14 protein-coding genes are annotated in these 21,358 nt (G+C 54.7%); 4 read left to right on the top strand and 10 right to left on the bottom strand.

Features of this window, described 5'->3' with window-relative positions; all coding sequences use genetic code 11:
* Window positions 1-233: 233 nt before the first annotated feature.
* Window positions 234-626 carry a LexA family protein gene (locus OH144_RS11340; RefSeq protein ID WP_266202352.1) on the top strand — a complete coding sequence of 131 codons (393 nt, stop codon included), beginning with the start codon at window positions 234-236 and terminating at the stop codon, window positions 624-626.
* A complete protein-coding gene (locus OH144_RS11345) occupies window positions 623-1,897 on the top strand; it encodes a Y-family DNA polymerase (RefSeq protein WP_266202353.1) in 1,275 nt (424 codons plus the stop codon). The genes OH144_RS11340 and OH144_RS11345 overlap by 4 nt, the downstream gene beginning before the upstream one ends.
* A gap of 12 nt (window positions 1,898-1,909) precedes the next feature.
* Here OH144_RS11345 and OH144_RS11350 read toward each other — a convergent pair whose 3' ends face one another.
* The 3 genes from OH144_RS11350 to OH144_RS11360 all read right to left on the bottom strand — a co-directional run bounded on the left by OH144_RS11350 (window position 1,910) and on the right by OH144_RS11360 (window position 8,117).
* Window positions 1,910-2,278: an FEKKY domain-containing protein gene (locus OH144_RS11350; protein ID WP_266202354.1), complete on the bottom strand. Its 369-nt coding sequence runs from the start codon at window positions 2,276-2,278 to the stop codon at window positions 1,910-1,912.
* A 110-nt stretch (window positions 2,279-2,388) separates the two neighbouring features.
* Window positions 2,389-6,489 (bottom strand): chemotaxis protein CheB, encoded by a 4,101-nt coding sequence (locus OH144_RS11355; protein WP_266202355.1) that lies wholly within the window; start codon window positions 6,487-6,489, stop codon window positions 2,389-2,391.
* 74 nt (window positions 6,490-6,563) lie between these two features.
* On the bottom strand, window positions 6,564-8,117 hold the full coding sequence (locus OH144_RS11360) for a GAF domain-containing protein (protein WP_266202356.1): 1,554 nt from the start codon (window positions 8,115-8,117) through the stop codon (window positions 6,564-6,566).
* 442 nt (window positions 8,118-8,559) lie between these two features.
* Between OH144_RS11360 and OH144_RS11365 the strand changes: the two genes are divergently transcribed.
* Window positions 8,560-8,913 (top strand): hypothetical protein, encoded by a 354-nt coding sequence (locus tag OH144_RS11365; protein ID WP_266202357.1) that lies wholly within the window; start codon window positions 8,560-8,562, stop codon window positions 8,911-8,913.
* Window positions 8,914-9,093: 180 nt separating this feature from the next.
* Complete coding sequence (locus tag OH144_RS11370) at window positions 9,094-10,527, top strand: dicarboxylate/amino acid:cation symporter (protein ID WP_266202358.1); 1,434 nt, start codon at window positions 9,094-9,096, stop codon at window positions 10,525-10,527.
* Between the two features lie 99 nt (window positions 10,528-10,626).
* Here OH144_RS11370 and OH144_RS11375 read toward each other — a convergent pair whose 3' ends face one another.
* The 7 genes from OH144_RS11375 to OH144_RS11405 all read right to left on the bottom strand — a co-directional run bounded on the left by OH144_RS11375 (window position 10,627) and on the right by OH144_RS11405 (window position 21,291).
* Complete coding sequence (locus OH144_RS11375; RefSeq protein ID WP_266202360.1) at window positions 10,627-11,283, bottom strand: OmpA family protein; 657 nt, start codon at window positions 11,281-11,283, stop codon at window positions 10,627-10,629.
* 10 nt (window positions 11,284-11,293) lie between these two features.
* Entirely contained in the window at window positions 11,294-13,045 is a 1,752-nt protein-coding gene (locus OH144_RS11380) for a hypothetical protein (RefSeq protein ID WP_266202361.1), read from the bottom strand.
* 8 nt (window positions 13,046-13,053) lie between these two features.
* Complete coding sequence (locus OH144_RS11385; RefSeq protein WP_266202362.1) at window positions 13,054-13,917, bottom strand: hypothetical protein; 864 nt, start codon at window positions 13,915-13,917, stop codon at window positions 13,054-13,056.
* A gap of 153 nt (window positions 13,918-14,070) precedes the next feature.
* Entirely contained in the window at window positions 14,071-17,535 is a 3,465-nt protein-coding gene (locus OH144_RS11390; RefSeq protein WP_266202363.1) for an acetate and sugar kinases/Hsc70/actin family protein, read from the bottom strand.
* A 527-nt stretch (window positions 17,536-18,062) separates the two neighbouring features.
* Window positions 18,063-19,514 carry a hypothetical protein gene (locus tag OH144_RS11395; RefSeq protein ID WP_266202364.1) on the bottom strand — a complete coding sequence of 484 codons (1,452 nt, stop codon included), beginning with the start codon at window positions 19,512-19,514 and terminating at the stop codon, window positions 18,063-18,065.
* Between the two features lie 2 nt (window positions 19,515-19,516).
* Entirely contained in the window at window positions 19,517-19,930 is a 414-nt protein-coding gene (locus OH144_RS11400) for a hypothetical protein (RefSeq protein ID WP_266202365.1), read from the bottom strand.
* A gap of 5 nt (window positions 19,931-19,935) precedes the next feature.
* The gene (locus OH144_RS11405; RefSeq protein WP_266202366.1) at window positions 19,936-21,291 is read right to left on the bottom strand and encodes a hypothetical protein; all 1,356 of its coding nucleotides are present in this window, start codon (window positions 21,289-21,291) and stop codon (window positions 19,936-19,938) included.
* Between the last annotated feature and the right edge of the window lie 67 nt (window positions 21,292-21,358).

Genomic DNA, 21,358 nt, shown 5'->3' on the forward strand with positions numbered 1-21,358 from the left:
GAACAACCTGGTGCCAGCCCTGATCCGGGGCAGAAGGTGCGTTTACCAACCGCCGTATCAGCTCCGATGTGAACAAATAAAGCCAATATATTTAGCTTTTATTATTCTTGTTTACGTATTTGCTAACATATTTAGCATTTACTAGTTCATGTTTGGTTGATATGTGCAGCATAAAGGTAATCCCGATACGATCTTATACTTTAGAACCCCTTCCTCTGGAGGCTGTAAGTGGGTTGGAACTACCGCTCTATGCCACCTACATCGCGGCCGGCTTTCCCTCCCCCGCCGATGACCACCTGGAGGACCGCATCGACCTGGGCAAGTACCTGGTACAGAACCCTACCTCTACTTATATGATGCGGGTAAAGGGCTCCTCGATGGTGGATGCGAACATACACGAGGGCGACATCCTGGTGATCGACAAATCGCTGCGGCCTGCCGACGGGCTGCCGGTGGTCTGCTTCCTGGACGGTGAGTTTACCGTGAAGACCTTCCGGATGATAGATAAGAAAGCCTTTCTGATGCCAGCCAACCCAGATTTTAAGCCGATAGAAGTAACCGAGGACATGGACATGCGCGTGTGGGGGGTGGTGGTGTGGGTCCTGCATAAGCCCCAAAAACTATGACCAGCCTTTATGCCCTGGTGGACTGCAACAACTTCTACGCCAGCTGCGAGCGGGTATTTAACCCTACCCTGAACGGCAGGCCCGTGGTGGTGCTCAGCAACAACGACGGCTGTGTGATAGCCCGCAGCACGGAGGCCAAGGAGCTAGGCATACCTATGGGCCAGCCCTTCTTCCAGATTCGGAACCTGGTAGAGAGCGGGCAGGTGCATGCTTTCTCCTCCAACTATGCCCTTTACGGCGATATGTCGGAACGCGTGATGCAGACGCTGGCGCAGTTTACCCCAAACGTGGAAGTATACTCGATAGACGAGTGCTTCCTAGACCTGGGCGATTTTTATAGTATAAACCTGCAGGCCTACGCCAGGGAGATAAAACGCACCGTGTGGCGCTGGACAGGTATCCCCGTAAGTCTGGGCGTGGCGCCTACCAAGTCGCTGGCCAAGGTGGCCAACAAGCTAGCCAAGAAATCTGAAAAAGCCAACGGCGTGCTGGTGCTCACCGATCCGCACCATATCCGGAAGGCGCTGCAGGCCACAAAGGTGGAGGATGTGTGGGGCATCGGCGGGCGGTACGCCAGGTTCCTCAGGAAGCGAAACGTACTTACGGCGTACGATTTCACTAATCTTTCGGAGAGTTGGGTAAGGCAGCACATGACGGTGGTGGGCGTGCGGCTGCTGAAGGAGCTTCGGGGTGAGCCGTGCCTGGAGCTGGAGGAGGCACCGCCGCCCAAAAAAGGCATCTGCACCTCCAGGAGCTTCGGAAAACGAGTGAACAGCCTTGATGAGATGCAGGAGGCTACCGCCACCTATGCCGCCCGCTGCGCCCGCAAGCTGCGCCAGCAAAAGAGCTGTGCCCAGTTGGTCACAGTGTTTGTTACCACCAACACGTTCTCCGAGCATGACCGGCAGTACTACAACAGCAAAACGGTGTGCATGCCCGTAGCCACCAATTCCGACATGGAGCTGATCCACTATGCCGGCATCGCCCTGAAGGCCATTTACCGCGACGGCTACTTCTACAAAAAGTGCGGGGTTATTGTAACCGGGATCATCCCCGAGAACCAGGTCCAGCTCGCCCTGCTGGACACCGTGGACCGCCAGAAACACGCAAAGCTGATGGAGGTGGTAGACGGGCTTACCGACAGGTTCGGGCGCAGCAAAGTACGGGTAGCCACACAAGGCACAGACAACACCTGGAAACTAAAGAGCGAGTATAAATCGCCCTGCTATACTACTAAGATTGGGGAGCTGCAGCAGGTATGGGTGCGATAGGTAGAACAGGGTTTACTCCTCATTCAGTTGCTTAATTGTCTCCAGCAGTTTCTGTTCCCAGCCGGGGCCGTTTATTTCTGCCAGCGCCCTGGCCATTACCTTGTTATAGCCGCTTATCCCATTCTGGGCAGGCCCGGACACAACGCACCCGTAAAAGATGTAGTCGAAGCCGAAGGCTTGGGCTGCAACGGGTAGGTTTATAGCCTCCTGCGGCAGTGGCTCGCCTACCAGCACCACCTGATAATGCTTACGAGCGCTATCGATGTAGCCGGTGATGACGTTGTACCTTGTAAAAAGGCCCAGGCTTTGGTGGAGTGCTGCCACAGCAAGTATAACTGCTCCTACAACCAGCGTGGCACGTAGCTTTAGCGATCTGTTCATACTTTAAGTCTATTTCTTCGGCAAGGTTTATACTTTAATTGAAGTATGAATTCAACTAAGTTTATACTTCAGGAAAGGTATAGGTAGGTTGTATACTTCGCCCGGCCCCTTTACCTTCTAAAGTACAGCTCGAACGTTGTGCCTACCCCTTCCTCGCTCCTCACCTTAATATAGCCCTTGGCATTATCCACCAGGCGCTTTACAATGTATAGCCCCATGCCGGTACCGTCTACGTGAGCATGGAAGCGCTTGAACAGCGTAAAGAGCTTGGCCAGGTTTTCCTTACTAATGCCCAGCCCATTGTCCGAAACGGTTAGCAGCACGTATCCGTCTACACGCTCCGTCTTCAGGGACACTTCCGGGTTTCTGCCCTCCGCTTTATACTTGATGGCGTTATTGATCAGGTTATACAGCACGCTATACAGGTTCTTCTTGGAGAACCTGATGTGTGGCGCCTCGCTAAAATCAATAGAAACCCCTGCGTTTTCACTCTCAATGACTTCCTGCATACTAGCCCTCACCTCATCAAAAACCTCCTGCACATCCACTTGCTCCGGTTCCACGTCCACGTCGCGCTGCACCTTCACAATGTCTGTCAGGTCTTTTATCACGTTGTTAAAGCGGCAGATCGCGCCCTTCATCATCTCGAAAACGGGCTGTATGGGCTCACCGGGAATAGGGCCGGCGGCAGCCACCTGGTCCTCCAGCAGAAGTATGAGCCCTTCTATGTTGCTGATCGGCGTCTTCAGGTCGTGGGAGGCGGTGTACACGAACGTATCCAGGTCCTCGATCACGCGCAGCAGGTGCTCGTTGGTGGCCTGCAGCTCTTCCTGCGTCCGCTTCAAATCCGACAGGTCGATAAAAGAGCCCAGCACGCGGTACGGCACCTGGTACTCGTTGTGCATGATGCGTGCCCGGTTAGATACATAGGCGTAAGAGCCGTCTTTTTTCCGGATCCTGTACTCGCCAGACCATTGGTCCTTGCCTGAGTTAAGGGCCTTGCTGATACCCTTCTCCAGCTCCTCCCGGTCGTTGGGGTGCACCAGCCGGTACCAGCTGTCCACGCCTGTGCCCAGCTCTTCCGCATCGTAGCCCAGCATGGTCTTCTGGCTGTCGCTCCACCAGATCTCGTTGTTCACCACGTCCCAGTCCCAGATCACGTCGTTGGTCGCCATCGATACCATCCGGAAGCGCTCCTCACTGGACGAAAGCTCCTGGGTGCGCTCAGCCACCCGCTTCTCCAGCTCGTTGTTCAGCTTGATCAGATTCTCTTCAGCCAGCTTCAGCTCTTCGTAGGCCATCAGTACCTTGTCCTCGCTGCTTTTCTTCTCGGTGATATCGGCCATGGTTACGGTTACGCCGTCGCCCATTTTCACGGCGGCGATCTCGAACCAGGTCTTGTGCCCGTTTAGCTCCAGCTGCTGTTCAATGTGCATAACCTGCTCCGAGGCCACCACCTCTGCAAATTTACGGAACAGGCCGCTCTTCCGAAGGAAAGGCATCACCGACAGCACACTGGTATTCAGCAGCTCCGCCTGCGAGTGCCCGATCATGCTTTCCGTTTTCCTGTTTAGCAGCGTCCAGGCAAAGTCTGTGATCTGCTGGCTCTCGTCGCGCACCGCTTTAAAGGCCATAATACTGTTAAACGAGCTGTTCAGCACGCCCTGCACCACGTTGCTCAGGGTCTTTAGAGTGGTCACGTCCACAAAGCTGATCACCACGCCGTCCTTGTTGCCGTCGTGCTTCAGGTAGGGGATGATGCGCATCAGGTAGTACTTGCCGTCCACCGTCTCCACCTCCTGCTCGACATCCACAGAGCTGTTGTTCACCTCCTTGATATCCTCGATCAGGCGGGAGTACTTCAGGTTGTGCGACAGGTGGTGGATAGGCCTGCCCAAGTCACTGTCTATGATATTGATAAGCCCATCTATGGAAGGCGTAAACTTGCGGATAACCAGGTGGTGGTCCACGAAAAGCTGCCCGATGTTGGAGCTCCGGATATAGTTGTCCAGGTCCTCGTTCAGCTCCTGCAGCTCTTTAATTTTCAGCTGATGTTCCGAGTTCACCGTGTGCAGCTCCTCGTTGAGCGACTGCATCTCCTCGTTCGAGCTCTGCAGCTCCTCGTTCGACGACATCAACTCCTCGTTGGTGCTCTGCAGCTCCTCGTTGGCCGTGCTCAGGTCCTGCACGGTCAGGTGCAGCCCTTCGCGCGCCTCTTTCAGCTCTGTTTCCAGGGCTGTCAGCTGCTGGTAATAATCATCGTCCGACACAAACGTAAGGTCCGACACCTTGGGCAGCGGCGTTACCTCGCCCATCTCCTGCAGCAGAACAAGTATAATCTTAGGTTGCCCCTTGTCCAGGGTGATAGGCCGGATGGACACATGCACCAGTTGTTCCCGCTTGCCCAGCTTTACGGCCACCTGCCGTGCCACCACCTTGCGGTCCTGCTTTATGGCTTTCCGGATACCCACGCTCAGGGTAATGGCCAGCTCCTCGGGCACCATCTTGATCAGGTTAAAGTGCAGGCGCTTATCCGGGAATTTCAGGTAGCGGTTAATGTCGCCGATGCCGTGCAGCAGTTGGTAGTGCTCGTCTACGTAAAGCGCCGTCACCTTAAAGTCCTCCGACACGGCATCCATAAACGAGTCGTTGTAGCGCAATTCCGGGGAAGGGTTATACTTGGCGGCCTGACCATTGCTACTGCCGTTGCTGGCGTAATCGGTAAGGCCGTAGCTCTGCCTTGTTCCTGAGCCCTCTTTTATTTTCCGGAAGATCTTCCATTTCCGGTTTTCCTCCGCGAAAAAGGACTTCATGGAGCCGATATGCTCACTGGAGCCCAGGAACAGGTACCCATCCAGGTTCAGGGCATACGGGAACAGCGCGAGCACCTTGTTCTGTTGATCCTGGTTCAGGTAAATGAGCATGTTGCGGCACGTCACCAGGTCGATATGGCTGTAGGGCGGGTCCTTCTGGAGGTCGTGCTGGGCAAAAACCACCAGTTGTCGGATCTCCTCCCGCACGATGTAGCGGTTGCCTTTCAGATGGAAGAAGCGCTCCAGCCGCTCCGCCGAAACATGCTTGGCAATGGAGAGTGGGTAACTGCCTCGGGACGCCTGGGTGATGGCCTGCTGGTCTATGTCGGTGGCAAACAGCTTTACCTGCGGCGCGCGGCCCAGTTTATCGAAGGCCTCCCTGAAAAGGATGGCCAGTGAGTATACTTCCTCACCGGTGCTGCAGGCCGCTACCCATACTTTCAGAGCCTCTGTTGCCGCCTTTCCTGCTATTATTTTGGGGATGATGTCTTTCTCCAGGCACTCGAAAGCCTCCGGGTCGCGGAAGAAATTGGTCACGTTGATGAAGAACTCTTGACAGAGTTTCTTGATCTCCCCTGGGTTCTCGTGGAGGTAGGACAGGTAAGCGGCCATACTTTCCTGTTTCAGGTAATCCATGCGCTTATGGATGCGCCGCATCAGGGTAGCCTCCTTGTAGTTGGTGAAGTCGGTCTGCGTATGGGTGCACACCAGGTCCAGTATCTCCTGCAACACCTCCGCGTCCTGCCCTTCCTCGTTCTGCTCTATCAGGTCCTTCACCAGCGGAACCTTGCGGGTATACTCCAGTATCTCCTCGGGCATGTGCTCCGGGTCCAGCACATAATCGGCCGCCCCGGCATCTATCGCACTGCGGGGCATACCGTCAAATTTGGCGCTCTCAGGGTTTTGCACCACCACCATGCCCCCGGCCTTGCGGATGGCGCGGGCGCCCTTGGTGCCGTCGGTGCCGGTACCGGAAAGCACGATGCCAATGGCGTGCTTGCCACGGTTCTTGGCCATCGACTCGAAGAACAGGTCTATGGCAAAGTTAGGCTCCCGGCTGCGGGTCTTGTCGGAGAGGCGCAGCCGGCCATGCTCTATGGTAAGCTGCTTGCCGCTGGGCAGCACATACACACAGTTGGGCCTGGTGAACATGTTATCCTCCGCCTCCTGCACCTGCATCTGCGTGTGCTTGCTCAGCAGTTCGGCCATCAGGCTTTTGTGGTCCGGCGAGAGGTGCTGGATAATAACGAAGGAAAAGCTGGAGTTGCTCGGGAAATGATCGAACAACTTATGGATAGCCTCCAGGCCACCGGCAGATGCACCGATGCCCACCAGGTAATGGTCGACGGCCGCGGTTTTACGTTCTTTTTTATGGGGTGCTGATAGGGGTGCTGTCATGTATGCTATTCGTATTCCGGGCCGCTCTTTCTTGGCAGTAGCTACTGTTGTATTGTTTCCTTTTGACGGAGTTGTTAGTACCGCGCCTTTACTATTTTCTCCAATACGGCATTCCGCAGGGTTTCGGCTGCCTCCAGCTCTTCCTGCTGCCAGGGCAGCGCTGTTTGCTTCACCGTTTCCTGGTAGGTGGCAAAGGAGTGGCGCGGGTGATAAGTCTTCCCGTCGGGCTCCAACCGGATGGCATCGTCAGGGTTACCACCCCAGGCGACACTCTGAATTACCTCCGCCCTGAAACCAAGTATAAACTCGCCCTGCTCGGCGTTGATCGGCAGCGACACAAGCCCGCTGGCCACCTCAGCATAAGGTCTGCTGTGCGGGTAATCCTGCGCGAGCTTATCGGTGGCGAACAGGCCGCCGCTCTTATTACGGCGCAACCATGAGGCCAGTTCTTTCACCTCCTGGCTGCCGGGTGTGCTGCCGCTCGTCCAGATGTTGCCTTCGTATACCACTGCAGCCCCTGAGAGCGAGAGCAGTTCCTGCATACTTGTCTTTCCCCCTAACAGGCTTTCTGCAAAGTGAGCCCCCGTATAAAGCTGCTCCACCAGCTTCACGTGTATGTTGCGCAGGTGCACCCGCAGCACCATGTGCTCCTCCCGCTGCCTGGCCTCCAACTGTGCCGAAAGTATACCTGAGAGCAGCTCCATGGCAGAGCGCATTTCGTACCCCGGTTGCTTAGCCGTTTTGTGGTGGCACGAGATCAGGCCCCAAAGCTTGTTATCGATAATGATAGGCAGCGACATAGAGGCCATGATGTTCATATTAGCCAGGTACTCCAGGTGTACCTTGGCCACACTGCGCAGGCTGCTCTCCGAGAGATCGGTGAAGCGCTGCGTGAGCGGGTTAATGACAGGTATGAGCCGCACAGGGCTGTATTCGCGTGTAGGAATGAGACGGTAGGGGGTTTTAAAGTATAGATCACGGGCCTGCTTGGGCACATCCGATGCCGGGAAGCGCAGCCCCAGGTAGTCGGCCATGTCTTCTTCCTTGGCCTGGGCAATCACGATGCCGTTCCACTGCGGGTCAAACTGGTACACCAGCACTTTATCAAACCCGGTGAACTTCTTCAGCTCCATGGCGGCGCGCTGGGCAATTTCCGAGCAGGTGCCGGCCTGCTTCATCAGGGTAGTGATATACTTGATGTGCTGGTAGAGGCGCACAAAAGCCTCCTCCGGGGCAGGCATATTCTTCTCCAGCTCCATCAGCACATACTCCTGCTGCGGCAGCACAAGAGCAGAGAAGGAAACCTCTTTGCCCTGCACTTTAAAGTTGAGCATAAACGGTATCTTGTCCTGGCTACCCTGCGTGTTGATCTTGGCCAAAAGGTCGCTGTACTGCCCCGGCTGCAAAAAAACAGACAGCGGCTGCTCCAGCAGGTCTTCCGGGGAAACGGACAGGAAGTCCTCCACGTTCTCGCTGATTTGCAGAACGCGTAGCTCCTCTTTATCCAGCACCAGCAGTACACCGTGTGGCTGCACCAGGTTTATCAGGTGCAATGGTATGCTTCCGCAAAACTCAGAATCGTAGTTTTTATCGATGCTGATGTTGACAGGGGCCGTAGGCTTCTCCATCTATTAGAAGTTAAATAATTGGCTTTTAAGGCCATCAGAAAAACAATTCCTGCAAACGGCTGTAAGTTGGCAGCACCTTGTAAGTGCAACATCACGCTACCAAGCACAACACAGTCCGGGGTAGGCCTGCGTAGGTTGCCCGAATTAACCGACAGATAAACGTAAAATTATACTAAGATAATATCCGATTAGCAGAATCATCCCGCACCGACAGTCCCAGAATCCATAAATATAATACCTCCTCATGAAAAAGCCATCATATGTTGCCCCATTCATCATCAAAAATATGACACCAAACTACAAAACAAACATACTATAAATCCTATATAACAGGTCGGTGATATGGGTTAGCCTCTTACGGCGTTTATACTTTGACCCGCCGCTAAAATATATGCCTCCTCCCCTCTTGCTTTAGTGCGTGCAACCTCATTCCTTTGCCACGATGAAAAGTGTAGGCATACCCTTCCTTAAAAGTATAAGCTTGCTGCTGGCAGTGTTGCTGTGCGGTATACTTGCTTTTGCTGTGCCTGCCACCGTTACTGCCGCCCCCACCGCGGCCCAGCAGGAAAGTATAACCTTTGCCGACCAGGCACCCTTTATACTTGTAGCCGGTGAAATTACCTCGGGCGAGGCCGAGGGTGTGCTGCAACTGGACAGGTCGCTGCTGACGCCGCTCCTGCAGTTTTTTCTGCAGCACATCTACCCCCAGCCCCAGGACACAACCCTGCCAACACGCTCTTACCAAGCCTCCAAAGGCGACTGCGGCCTGCATACCATTCTTACCAAAGGCCCTTAGGCCTCCCGCTCAGACATCTGGCTCTTCCATTTTAAGGCACCACTTCCTGCCGGTGCTATGGCGCGCGCGTGCGCCTCTTTATACATTGTTTATCGCTTAATGCTGTTGCGGGGTAGCTACAGTGCCGCTGCTGTTGCGCAGCCAGGGCTGTCTACCTACTACGAAATCACCTAATTTCTTATGAGAATATCCTTCCTACCCCTTGCCACGCTGGTGTGCATCACCCTGGCGGCTATACTTACCGTGCTGCAGCAGTATGGTGTAATCTCGCTGCCTGCCGAAGTGCTGCTGACCGTGCGCTGGGCCGGTATTGCCGTGCTGCTGGGCTACGGCCTGCAGAAACGCTCGCTGACCACCTGGATCCTGATCAGTATGGTGGTGGGCGCCGAGATCGGCTACGACTTCCCACAGTTCGCCGTCAACCTCAACGTCCTCAGCAAGGTGTTCCTCAAGCTGATCAAGACGATCATTGCTCCGCTCATCTTCGCTACTTTGGTGGTTGGCATAGCCGGCCACGCCAACCTCAGGCAGGTGGGCAGCATGGGCTGGAAAGCCATTGTATACTTTGAGGTGGTGACCACGCTGGCGCTCTTTATCGGTTTGGCAGCCATTAACCTGAGCAAAGCCGGTGAGGGTATTGATGCCGGGCTGGCGCAGAGCCATGAGGAGATACAGGCTGTGCCTGCCCAAACCACAGCTGAGATCATCCTGCACGTGTTCCCGGAGAACATTGCCAAGTCTGTGGCCGAGGGACAGGTGCTGCAGATCGTGGTGTTCAGTGTGCTGTTTGCCATCGGCCTGGCCATGGTATCGGAGAAAAAGCGCAGGCCCATGCTGGATTTCTGCGAGAGCCTCTCCGAGACGATGTTCAAGTTCACCAACATCATTATGTACTTTGCACCGGTGGGCGTGGGCGCGGCCATCGCCTACACGGTGGGCCACATGGGCTTTGGCATCCTGCTGAACCTGTTCCAGTTGCTGGCCACGCTGTACGTAGCGCTACTGGTTTTCGTCCTGCTGGTGCTGCTGCCGGTGGCCCTGATCGCCCGCGTGCCTGTCAAACGGTTCCTCCAGGCTATCTCAGGTCCGGTTTCCATCGCCTTTGCCACTACCAGCTCGGAGGCTGCCCTGCCGCGGGCCATGGAGGAGATGGAGAAACTGGGCGTGCCGCGCCGCATCGTGGCCTTCGTGATGCCCACCGGCTACAGCTTTAACCTGGACGGCACGACCCTGTACCTGGCGCTGGCCTCGGTGTTCGTAGCCCAGGCGGCGGGCGTGCCACTGAGCTGGGAGCAGCAGCTGGTGATGGTGTTCACCCTGATGCTGACTTCTAAGGGAGTGGCTGGCGTGCCGCGTGCTTCGCTGGTGATTCTGCTGGGCACGGTGGCCTCGTTTAACCTGCCGGTGTGGCCGGTGTTCGCCATCTTGGGCATTGATGAGCTGATGGACATGGCCCGCACCTCGATTAACGTGACCGGCAACTGCCTGGCCACCGCCGTGGTAGCCCGCTGGGAAGGCGAGTTTAACCCGCAGCCGGAGGTTGGCCTGGTAGAGACCAGCAATCCGGACATCCACCAGGATCAGGAAGAGCAAAAAGAGCGGGTGCCTGCCTAGGCGCCCGCTCTTTTTATACTTTAGCAAGTGATAGGTTTAAGGCCACGGGAAGCATGACTTATACTTTGTGAGTGGCTGAAGGTATGCTCGCGTAGCCCTTTACTCTATTCCGCTTTCCAGCGTACCTACTTTTGGGAGTATCTGAATCACGAACCTTCGGTCGCGGATGTCGCCTTTACGGCCTGCGCCTTCAAAGCCGCTACCGGCAGCTATCAGTTCTACCCTGTCTCTCGGGAATTTGATGCCCTGGCTTTGCCAGAAATCCAGCAGGGCCAGGGCGCGCTCATAGCTCAGCTGCAGAGCGTACTCCCGCTGCGAGACGTTGCGGGGGTCGCCTTTCGGGAAACTGGCGGCGCGGCCATCGATCACGATCAGGTACTTGACGTCTTTATCCTCGATGGAGTTAATGACCTGGCTCAGGTTCTCGCCGGCTTTGCGGAGCGGTGCCCGCGCGCGCTGCGGTATTACAGCGCTGCTTTGCTCGAAGAGCACATCCACCAGCAGTTCGTGCCGCTTGTACTGCTCGTTGTACTGAAAGTACTCATCATCCAGGCGGGCAAGGGCAGCTTTTATCTCGTCCAGCTTGCGCTTTTCCTGCACCTCTACCTGCAGGCGGGCAATGTTGTCGCGGTTTTCCTGGTCCTTGTCCTGAAACAGCTTAAAGCTCAGCACAAAGAGCACCAGCATCACCAAAAAGAGCACCGTCATCAGGTCGACGTAGCTGGGCCAGAAAAAATCCCTGTTCTCCTTGCTCATACCTTCTTCGTTACCTCCTGCCCTGATTGCCGCCGAAGAGCTTATCCAGTGCAGCTTTCAGCGGTCCGGGCTCCATACTTTTGGCCATGTGCGTGTTGAGCGTTTGCAGTTGCTGCAACAGTTGCTGCTGCACGGCGGTGTCGGCTTCCAGCTTCTGCAACAGGCGCTCGTTTGTCTGCCGTATCTCACCCGATAGTTGCTGCTGCGTGGTGCTCATACTTTCCTGCTGCTGGCTCAGGCGCTCGAAAGGACGCATGTACTCCACGATGCGTTGGTACACGTTGTCCTCGTTCAGCCTTCTGAAATGCTCCTGCCACTTCTCATAAGCATTCTGCGCGTCCCGCTCCTGGTGCTGCAAGCGTGCCTCCATCAGGTCGGTTAGCCGCAGCGCGGCTTTGTCGAAATACTGTTCGATGCGCGATCCGATATCATTTAACTCGCGTTCGTGCTGCCCGAAGAAGTTCACCTGCCGCTGGATCGATTCGTCGTGTTTCTGCAGGTACCCCGGCACCTTGTCGAAGCCTTCCTGCAGGCTGTTCAGTCGGCCAAGCACATCGCTTATCGTATTGGTCAGCTCCGCGCCTTTCCGCACCGATTCGTTCAGGGCCACCTGGTACTGCATAAAGTTGCGGAACAGCTGCTCGCTCTCCTTCATCTTATCGAACACCTGCAAATTGGCGTTGGCCATCTGCGTAAAACCGATCTTATCGAGCTTCTCTATAAATTCCTTTTGCGTACTGATGTTCTCCGTAAGCGTATCCACGATGGGCCGGAAGCCAAGTACTTTGTCCAGGAAATCGCGGTTAAAGGAATCCAGCACCGATTTGAGGTTGCCCAGGCTGGCGGCCATGTCAGAGTTGAGCTTGGGCAACAGGTTGGTCTGCAGGAAAGTATAATAGCCGTTCTTGTGGCGGTCGCGGAGGCTGCGCGCGTTCTTCAGGGCGTTGTTACCGAGTAAGGTCAGCAGCAGCCCCAGGAAACTGCCCGACATGGCAATCAGCACGCCAAAGAGAAACGAAGGGATGTTCTGGTCCGTGATGAAAGAGCCTCCTGTTTCATCCCCTCCCAGCCCAGACCAGATCAGGCTCGACAGGCCGATGATCACACCGGAAAAAGTACCCAGCAGGCCGATGTACAGCGGCGTAGCGATGGTGGACTGCACTTCGTTGTCCATGGCCTCTGCGTAGCGCTCCGACACGTCCTTGAGGATATCGAAATCCGCGGCGGCCCCTTTGTTGCGCCTCAGGTACTGATTGGTGCTCTTGATGATGCTCGTAAAAGTCTCGGAAGGGTTTTGTACCTCGATCAGGTCGATGGTGGCGGCTCCTCTCCCCCCCGAGGCGACGGTGGTGATCAGCGCGTCCGGGTCTCCCTCTACCAGGTGGATGTTGCCGCCGGCGAAGAGTTTCTCCAGCTTCTCGCGGGCTAACGTATAGCTAGCGACCGGACCTCCTTTGGCTTCTATCTGCAGCAGGTTGTTTTCTGCCCCCACCACCTTTTTAATTACCGGGTTAGAGGGCGTGTACTCTCTGAAGGGTTTACCGGCAAGTATGGCCGCCCATACTTGCCCATCAGGTTTTGCTTCAGCAGGCTTTTTTACACTTTCAGCTTCCAGCAGCTGCTCCCGGATGCTAAGCTGATCTTCGGAAGGGTACAGGCTGGCTATACGTTGTATCTTCTGCTTGTTCCCCTTGTATACATACAACTGGTAGCCAAGTATGATCAGGATCAGTACAGCCTCTAGAATAAATATGCCTTCCATCTAAGGGTTTATCTGAAATCGATGCGTGCTTTCTCCTGGATTCTCCAGCCGTTGTTCACTTTTACCAAAATACCGTCGCCCTGCAGTACCACCCGGCTCACCATGCGGTTCGATGGCTTCTCGAAGTCAAAAGCGTTTTCCAGGCGGTCTATCCCCTGCGCGATGACGAAGGCATGGTTGCCGGACAGATTAAAGCGGTAGCGGGTCGTGCTGCTGCCGTCGGCCGGGATGTCCATTTCAATGTAGCTGTCGGAGTCGGGGTGCTGCTGCAGCTGGTGCTGCCGTATCACACCGTCCTCCGGGATAATGGCAAAGCGGGTGCCTGTGTCTGGCGCGACTTCCGGCATGGCCTCCGGCTCAACCGGTGGCGGCGTAGCAGTGGCTGCCATTTCCAGCTCGTCCAGCAGATCGCCACCTGCAATTTCCAGCCTCACAGCGTTCGTGCGCGGCCTTTGCTCCTCTTTTGCCGATTCTTCACCGCCTGTTCTGCCCGTCGGTTCGTCTCTTCTTCGCTTGTCTCTTCTGCGTTTCGGCTTCGGCTGCTGCGCCTGGTCGGGGGCGTTTGCCTCCTCCTCCTGCTGGGGCTGCTGCCGCTCTCTTTGTCTTTGGCGCTGCTCCGGCTGCTGTTCCTGGCGCTGCTGCTCCTGGCGCTGCTTCTTTTGCCTGCCGCCTTCGCCCGGCTCGCTGGCGGGCCTGTTGCCCCGGCTGGCATTTCCCTCCAGTCTTCTGAGGCGGCTCTCCAGGTCAGCATTTTGGTCTTTTAGTTTATTGATGCGCTTGGTGAGCATGTTGTAGGCGCTGACGGCCCTTAAAAAGGCAAAGCCGGCGCCTATCAGCGCGATAATACTTATGATGATGGCAATTGTGTTCATGAGCCAGGATTAGATTCTGAATTAGGATTAATGTTGATTATCTATGCCACCCAACGTATGGGAGAAACCTGACTTGGTTTATACTTGAACCATTCTTCAGATCTCTCCCACAGGTAGGGATGAAAAACCTCGTTAAAGGTAGTTGATTATACGTTAAGAAATAGCACTCACCTGCGACTGCTGCTTGTAGAGTTCCTTCGACAGCAAATATAGCGACTGCTTGAGTGGCATGAAGAACATGGTCTCGTGCAGTTGCTCCCGGTCTGTGAGGCCGCGCACCGTGTCCTCCAGAATCATAGTATAGCTGTCCTGCAGGTTCACGCGCATGAAATCCAGTACCCGCATCGGGTCTACTTCCACGCCCATCGAGCGCATCAGCGGCGACACGTCCGGATCATCCAGCAGCATTTCGAGGCAAGCCATCACGTTGTCCATCACTTCCTGGCGCAACTCGCCTGTTATCTGGGTTTTGGTTACCGGCGTCAGGGCATCCTCGGGATTGGCAGAGCCGGTCGGCTTCATGATCGGGATGTTGGTCAGGTCATTCAGATCGGTGCCTTCCAGCGCCATCGCGCCACCGTTGGCCGTTACCTGCTTGGGATTATCCACCAGCACCAGCTTAAAGTTAGCCGGCGGCTCCTGCCCTGTTACCTTCTGGAAAATAGCTTTGGCGTAACGCTCTACATTCGAGAGGTTATTGCCTGCACTCAGCAGCTTGATGTATAAGCTACCGCGGCCGCTGAAGGAAATGTAGCGTGGCATCTTCACATCGAGTTGCTGCACCAGTTGTGCCAGGTGGTACATCAGCGCGCCGAAGTGCAGGTAGAACATCAACCGCAGCTGGCGCGCCTGCAACAGCTGCGAGCTATAGTTGAGTTCTTTATCATAACTGAACAAGAGCGAGCTGATGTCGGCCGAGTTGAAGTCCGGGTTGTCCAACGCCGTCTCCAGGAACTTGCGGTATTCGCGTCCTTCTTCGGTGAGCGGAATGCGCAGCACGTGGTCCACGCCGTACTGCAGCAGGCCATTGTCTTTGCTGGTCTTCACCGTGGCAAAACCATCGCCCCACAAATCGTTGCCGGCAAAGCGGAACGAGGAGCTGTGCGAAGGCTTGCGGTTGGTGAACAGCAGCACGTCGGTGGTACCGCCGCCAATGTCTACGTTGATCAGGTTCTCGTCCTGGCTCGGCACCACAGCACCGGTTCTGGACAGGAAGTAGAACGGCGCCACCGATTCGGTAATGCAAACCGTGTTTCTTCCGTTCTTGAACACGTTGTTGTAAACCGTATCCCACACGTTCTGGAACATGTTGCGCGAGTACTCGTCAAAGCTCAACGGCGCAAACCACACGATCTTGGTGCTGGCCACATTACCGTTATTCAGCACCACCTTGTTTTTGATCAGGAGCATGATCTCGGTGAAGAAGGCTTCGATGCGGCGCTTGCCGGCATTGGTCAGCGTTTCGCTCCATTTCAGGTCGGTGTGGTAGGTCTGCTTGTACTGGTCCTGGTGGGTGCCCTCGGTGTTGATCGAGAAGCCAATGTTGATGTTGCCAAACAGGTTGGTGATCTGGTTCTCGAAATCGATAGACTCACAAGTGGCCGTTCGGGTTGGGAAATTGTACAGCGAACCACCGGAGCCGATGATCAAAGGTATAAACTCGCGCTTGAGCAAGGTCTCTACAGCAAACAGCCTGCCGAATCCACGCTTGTGGAAGCGCTGGTAATCGGTTAAGGCCTGGTCTTCGGAAGGCTTGTTGAGCATCACCAGTTGCTGATCGTTAGCGGTGATGGAGAACTCGCGCGGCGGCTGGTTAGCACCCGAAGTATAAGCAATGTGCGTATTCGATGTCCCGAAGTCAATTGCAAAGGTAAAGTTATGAATACCCTGCTGCTTTTCTTCGAACTTCGGTACGATGAGCGCCCTGCCGGTAAAGTCGACGCCGGCATGTGTGAACTCCGCAAAGTCGAAGTGCGTGCCCCGGATCTCGTAATAGGTGCTGCCCGCGCTGCTGTTGCTCTTTTTGGTTCGCTTGTGTGCTGTAGCAGAAATAATACCGCCACCTGCTTCCAACTGCTTGCCGTCCGCAAAGAAACTGAGCGAATGGTTCTTGTTCACCAGCAGCGGATCGATGTCCTCATCCACCAGCATCACCTTGTAGAAGTCGTTATACTGCACCGCGTCGGTGAACTTGTAGAACGGGAACACACCCAAGCCGATTCTGGATTTGAGGATATGGCCTTTCTCCGGGATCACATTGCCGTGCACATCTTTCGAGTTCAGCGGGTTATCGTAGTAGCTGCGCTCATACACCACGTCTCCTTTCTCGGTTGGCACACGCAGCGTTACCCGCACGTGGTTCACGTCGATGTGGAAGGTCAGGTGGTTGGCCAGATCCTCCGGCGAAAAGAAATCAAAGTATAAAGGCGTGATCGGCAGCAGGTAGTTGAAGGATTTCTCTGTGACACCCGGCTGGTATACCACCGTGCCGCTAAAGAAACGGTCGGTGTTCACCTCGTAGGGCACCTGCACCAGCGTTTCCTGCAACAGGTCGTTGATCGTCAGGTATGGGTAGTTGAATCCCACACCCGGAAGCGAACGGTTCTCCAGCGGTTTCTCATCCGCATATCCTACCACCGTATTCGTAGGCCAGGCCAGGTTGTTGACATACTTGATGTTGGGTGCCAGGCGCAGGTCCGGCTTCAGCACAATAGGGCGGTCGCCGGTAAAGCCGGTATGCGTCGGACGAATAAACAGGTCGCTGCTGGTCACGGCGGTCTGGTCTTTTTTCACCAGGAAGTTGATGTGGCCCACGTGCACCGGATTCTGCTGGAAATCCACGAGCTGCAGGTACTGTGAGGCAATAGCTCCCTGACCAACCGCACCCGCCATATTTATACTTCGGATCAGGTTCTCGTCCAGCGCATTATACACTGCCGGGAAGGCCTGTACCATCGCAGGGTTGGAAACAAACAGCTTGTGCACATACTCCCTGAAATCGGCCTCACGGTGCTCCAGCGACACATAGTTATGGTCGAAGTAGGTACCGATGTTCTGGGCGCGGTTTATACTCAGTGGCTGCACGTTAGGCGCCACAAACAGGAAGGTCAGCGGCGAAGTGCCGCCAATCAGCTGCATGTGGCGGTCGCCACGGCTGCTGGTCGATTCAAAGAAGATCAGGAAGATGTCTTCCACTCCCTGGAAGCGGCTGTCGTTCATGAACAGCTCCAGCGTACGGCCCAGCAGACTCGTGTTCGGATTAGCCTGCATGGCACCCAGCTGCTGGTGCTTGTTCCAGCGGCGGATGATGATCTTGTTGCCCGCCTGCGCATAGCTCTGGTGGTTGTAGAGCAGCTCCCACAGATCCCAGAAGTGCGTCACGAACTTATGGTAAATGGTGTTGTTGTTGGAGCCTGCCACACCGCGTTTCACAAAATCGAAAGCGGTTTCGAACAGGTGCATACGGGCAAAGGGCGTCGGGATGGAGGCGTTGATCTTTAAAGCACGGCCCCCGGCGCCATCGGTGATATCTTTTATCTCGGTACTGGTGATCTGGCTGGTCTTAGCCCAGCCTTCCACGTTAGAACCGGTTTTATGAAGACGAAGTACTTTCGGCATGTTCGTTTTTTTTATAGTATTACTTTGTAAAGCAGTAACTGAAACTGCTTTTATAGTATTGTCAATTAATAAGCACCTTTCTCAACCCCTTTTGTCATCCTGAAAGGATCTTGTGGGCAAGAACCAGAGCCTTACTATTCCCACACATCCATAAACATCAGCATAGGGTTCTCGAACTTTATCAGTTGCTCTTTCGGATTTGTAATCCGAAAGTTTGGTATTGCCAGGATTTGTAATCCGCTTTACTCCTGCTATTTCTGTTGGCTAAAGTCGGATTACAAATCCTGATGTTAGTAGCTTCCGGATTGCAAATCCGGAAGAGCAATGTTTAAGTATAGAGCCGTAGGACCCTCTTCCTTTTGATGCCTTTCAAATCTCTAAGTACAGCTATTTGAGAGAAGTACCGGATTGTCCCTTTGAGGGGACTATAGGGGTGTTAGGTACGGTTGTAAATCTTATACTTTAACTCGCAGCAAAGCCCACGAATGATTACACCCCTTTGGCCCCCTCAAGGGGGACAGTTCCTGTTAACTATACTTCAGCTTCTCCTCCACCAACCTTTCCGTGGCGGTTTCAAAAGCTTTGATGGTGGCCTTGAAAGCGTCGCGGTCGGAGATAGATTCGGAAGCACGGTTGAGTTCTTTTACAAAGGAGCCCTGGTGAATACCTTTGTTCAGGAAGCCTGTCTCGATCTGCTTGTCTGATACCATACGGTTGAAGTCGGTCTCGCTCAGGTTGAGCGCAGCAAACGTCCGCTCCTTGCGGTTCAGCTCACGCAGCCATGCCTGGTAACCGAACTCCGGGTTCGTCAGGAATTTGTTCAGTTCCCGGAACACAGGTTCGTTGCGGAGGGCTCCCTGCAGGTCCACGCCTTTGGCATAGGCCGCCTGCGAGTCGCCTGGCAAGTGCGTAGAGTAGTAGCGCTCGAAGTAATGGAAGCGGATCAGCTGCTTGGCAATGCGGTCGCGGGTTTCACTATCCAGATGAGAGAACTGCACGTTGCTCACGTCTTCGCGCAGACCATATTCGTGGAAAGTCTCATTCCCTGAAAGTTCGTCGTCCGAATAATCCATGAAGTCCACAATCGCCAAAGCACTCAACAGCTCCACCAAATGCGCGTCATTTTTCTGGCTGGCACGGCCCGGGTTATTTTCCATCGGCTTGTCCGGCGTGTCGCCCATATAGTAGACCGCGTTCACCCCGTTCAGGTGGTTTTGGTAGTACGAAAGTGCGTCTTTTGCCTTCGTGGTGAAGGTATTGGAATCAATAAAGTCCGCCTCTACCCCGGCAGCAGGCTGCTCCAGCGAGAAATACGGCAATACTACCATAGCACCTGTCAGGGCCGTGTTCAGGCTGGCCGCGTTCGGCAGCGAGGTACGGCTATCCTTGAAGTTTTTCAGCAACAGCGGGAAGCCGGCCGCGCCCGTTCCGCCGAAGATCGAGCTCACAAAAAAGATACGATCACCGGGCTGGAAGTTGGAGGCAAAAAAGCGCATTTCGGGTGAGTCGATGATCTCGTTGAGCACTACGCTTCCCACGTTCGGGCTACCGCGGAAGCCCACGTCCAGGCTGTTGTTCAGGTTCTCAGGGGTAAACAGCAGGTCGATCAGCGCCTGGCTCTCCACATCCAGCTGGTTATAGCCCACGTGGTCTTTGAACGGCTTGTTGATCCCCCCAAAGTCGTACACGAAACTATCGCGAATCTTGGAAGTGCCATCGCCGGCAATACTGGAAAGTGTGCTGATGTCGGTATGAAAGAACCCTTCATCGCGGCGGCCCAGGGCGTCGTGGATGTGCTTGTAGGTTTTAAGCAGCTCCACGGTGCGGTTCATGTCGCCGTTCTGCGTATCGGGGTCGATGATGATGGGTACTATTTTATCACAGTTCTGAATTTTGACACCTGCCGCCATCAGCATGACCAGCGAGCGGATCACGCGGGAACCGGTGCCACCTATTCCGAATACAAAAAGCTTTGCCATAGTTATCTTTTGTTAGGCCATTTCATTGGGGTTGTCCATGCCTGCACGGAGCCCCTCTTAAGTAGTATAGAGAAAACGAAGAAAAGTATGAGACTGTATATCACATTCACAAAAGCGAACATATACGTGTAAGAGTGCGTCTCAATGTCGTTACTGCTCACCTGCGTGATCGGGATGATGAAGGCGATGATCGCGTTCAGGATCAGGAACATCACCCAGTGCTGGGTTTTGTACAAGCCCGTGCTCATCACGCGGTTCAGCACATAGTAGTAAAGTATCACGATGGCCAGCGTAATGATGAACAGCATCAGGCCAGTATTGGGGAACACCACTTCGCGGTAATCGTTGGTGAAGTTGGCAGGGATAGGGCGGCCCAGCACCATTTCGTAGAGTCCGGAGAAAAAGCTTTGTATCATGCGTGTTAGTCTGCTTTGTTAAATTGTATGGTTGCCTTGAAAACGAGGTCGCTCTGGTCGCGGTATAGCGCCTGAACGCCATCGGTTATTTTGGTAAGCTGGTACGTCTTTTTCGGGGCCGAAGCCGGGTTGTTGTCGTTGTCGGTAGACCAGGCATTGATCCAGGTTGGTGTTACCTGCGGCAATTGCACAGAAATTGAACCGGAGTTGGCCCTTAGCTCCGGTACCCGCACCCGCACAAAGTGGCTATACTTTGCCAGGTCGGGCGTGGCTTTTATACTTTCATCCGCTGCCGTAACCGACACCATACTTGCCCTACTGCCACTGCTGGCTACTTTCAAGTTCTTTTTCAGGTAATCTATACGTTGCATCGACGCCGGCAGCGCACGCAGGTCCAGGCCAATGGTAAACTCCACCGGCTCGTTCTTTTCCGGCTGCAGGTTTACTTCCGTGCACGGGTCGGCATTGCGGCTGCTGCAGTAGATATTCCCGGAAGGATAGAATTGTTTCTCTTTCAGCAACGCGGAAAATGGCACCGATTCATACGCAAAGCCAAAGTAGGCCTGCTGCGGCGGCAGGTTTCGCAGCACCTTGCTGGTGACCACCTGCACCTCCTCCTGCGGCCCTATCACCCAGATATAGTAGGGAATCTCCTCCCCGTTCAGCGTTCTTCTGACCTCCGGTTTTTTCACAGCCGGGTGGTAGGTGCCAAAAAATTCAGAACTGTTGGCAAGTATGGCAACGGCTAGTCCCTGGTGCTCGGCTTCCCGCAGGCTGCTGCGGATGTCGGCGTCCAGAGAAATAAACTGTCCCTGGTCGCTGGGGCCATGTATAAAATCAGAGATAATGATGCTAACCGCCCCCTGATCTATGGATTTCTGTACGATCTCCTGCAGCATGGCTGGCAGCGGCGTCCCCCGCACGTCATCCTTTATACCACTAACGATATAGTTTTTCATGGTATTGTAGGACACGCTGTCGAGCACCGGGCGGCTGCGGGCGTCTTCTTTGGCCAGGTAGAAACCTTTATCTGCCACATAACGCCCGTCCTGCACCTCTGAGATCAGCTTCAGCAGGTTATTCTGGAACGTGGTGGCTTCTTTACCGGCAGCCGCGGTGGGCATAAAGCCCTTCATCCCGTTGGAGATCTCCAGGTATACGTTCACGTCTACTTTGGATGGCGTAGCGGGGCTTGCAGTTGGGGCCGGTGTCGTGGCGGCAGGCTTTTTTTCCTTTGTAACTGTAGCTGTATCAGGATCGGATTCAACGTTGGAGTCATCCTTGGTATAACACCCGGGCAAGAAAAGTATAAGGCACAGCAACAGGATGTATGAGCTACTCTCGAACCTTTTTAGAAGCATGCAATGGTCATTTAGCTTTGAGCGATACTATTAAAACGTAAATAAAGTTATTCGGTGCAATGGCAAA

It is taken from the genome of Pontibacter kalidii, assembly GCF_026278245.1.
Lineage (GTDB): Bacteria > Bacteroidota > Bacteroidia > Cytophagales > Hymenobacteraceae > Pontibacter > Pontibacter kalidii.

Coding starts and splice junctions, on each gene's coding strand:
- OH144_RS11345 (WP_266202353.1), top strand. CDS start 623: ATGACCAGCCTTTATGCCCTGGTGGACTGCAACAACTTCTACGCCAGC.
- OH144_RS11350 (WP_266202354.1), bottom strand. CDS start 2,278: ATGAACAGATCGCTAAAGCTACGTGCCACGCTGGTTGTAGGAGCAGTT.
- OH144_RS11355 (WP_266202355.1), bottom strand. CDS start 6,489: ATGACAGCACCCCTATCAGCACCCCATAAAAAAGAACGTAAAACCGCG.
- OH144_RS11360 (WP_266202356.1), bottom strand. CDS start 8,117: ATGGAGAAGCCTACGGCCCCTGTCAACATCAGCATCGATAAAAACTAC.
- OH144_RS11365 (WP_266202357.1), top strand. CDS start 8,560: ATGAAAAGTGTAGGCATACCCTTCCTTAAAAGTATAAGCTTGCTGCTG.
- OH144_RS11370 (WP_266202358.1), top strand. CDS start 9,094: ATGAGAATATCCTTCCTACCCCTTGCCACGCTGGTGTGCATCACCCTG.
- OH144_RS11375 (WP_266202360.1), bottom strand. CDS start 11,283: ATGAGCAAGGAGAACAGGGATTTTTTCTGGCCCAGCTACGTCGACCTG.
- OH144_RS11380 (WP_266202361.1), bottom strand. CDS start 13,045: ATGGAAGGCATATTTATTCTAGAGGCTGTACTGATCCTGATCATACTT.
- OH144_RS11385 (WP_266202362.1), bottom strand. CDS start 13,917: ATGAACACAATTGCCATCATCATAAGTATTATCGCGCTGATAGGCGCC.
- OH144_RS11390 (WP_266202363.1), bottom strand. CDS start 17,535: ATGCCGAAAGTACTTCGTCTTCATAAAACCGGTTCTAACGTGGAAGGC.
- OH144_RS11395 (WP_266202364.1), bottom strand. CDS start 19,514: ATGGCAAAGCTTTTTGTATTCGGAATAGGTGGCACCGGTTCCCGCGTG.
- OH144_RS11400 (WP_266202365.1), bottom strand. CDS start 19,930: ATGATACAAAGCTTTTTCTCCGGACTCTACGAAATGGTGCTGGGCCGC.
- OH144_RS11405 (WP_266202366.1), bottom strand. CDS start 21,291: ATGCTTCTAAAAAGGTTCGAGAGTAGCTCATACATCCTGTTGCTGTGC.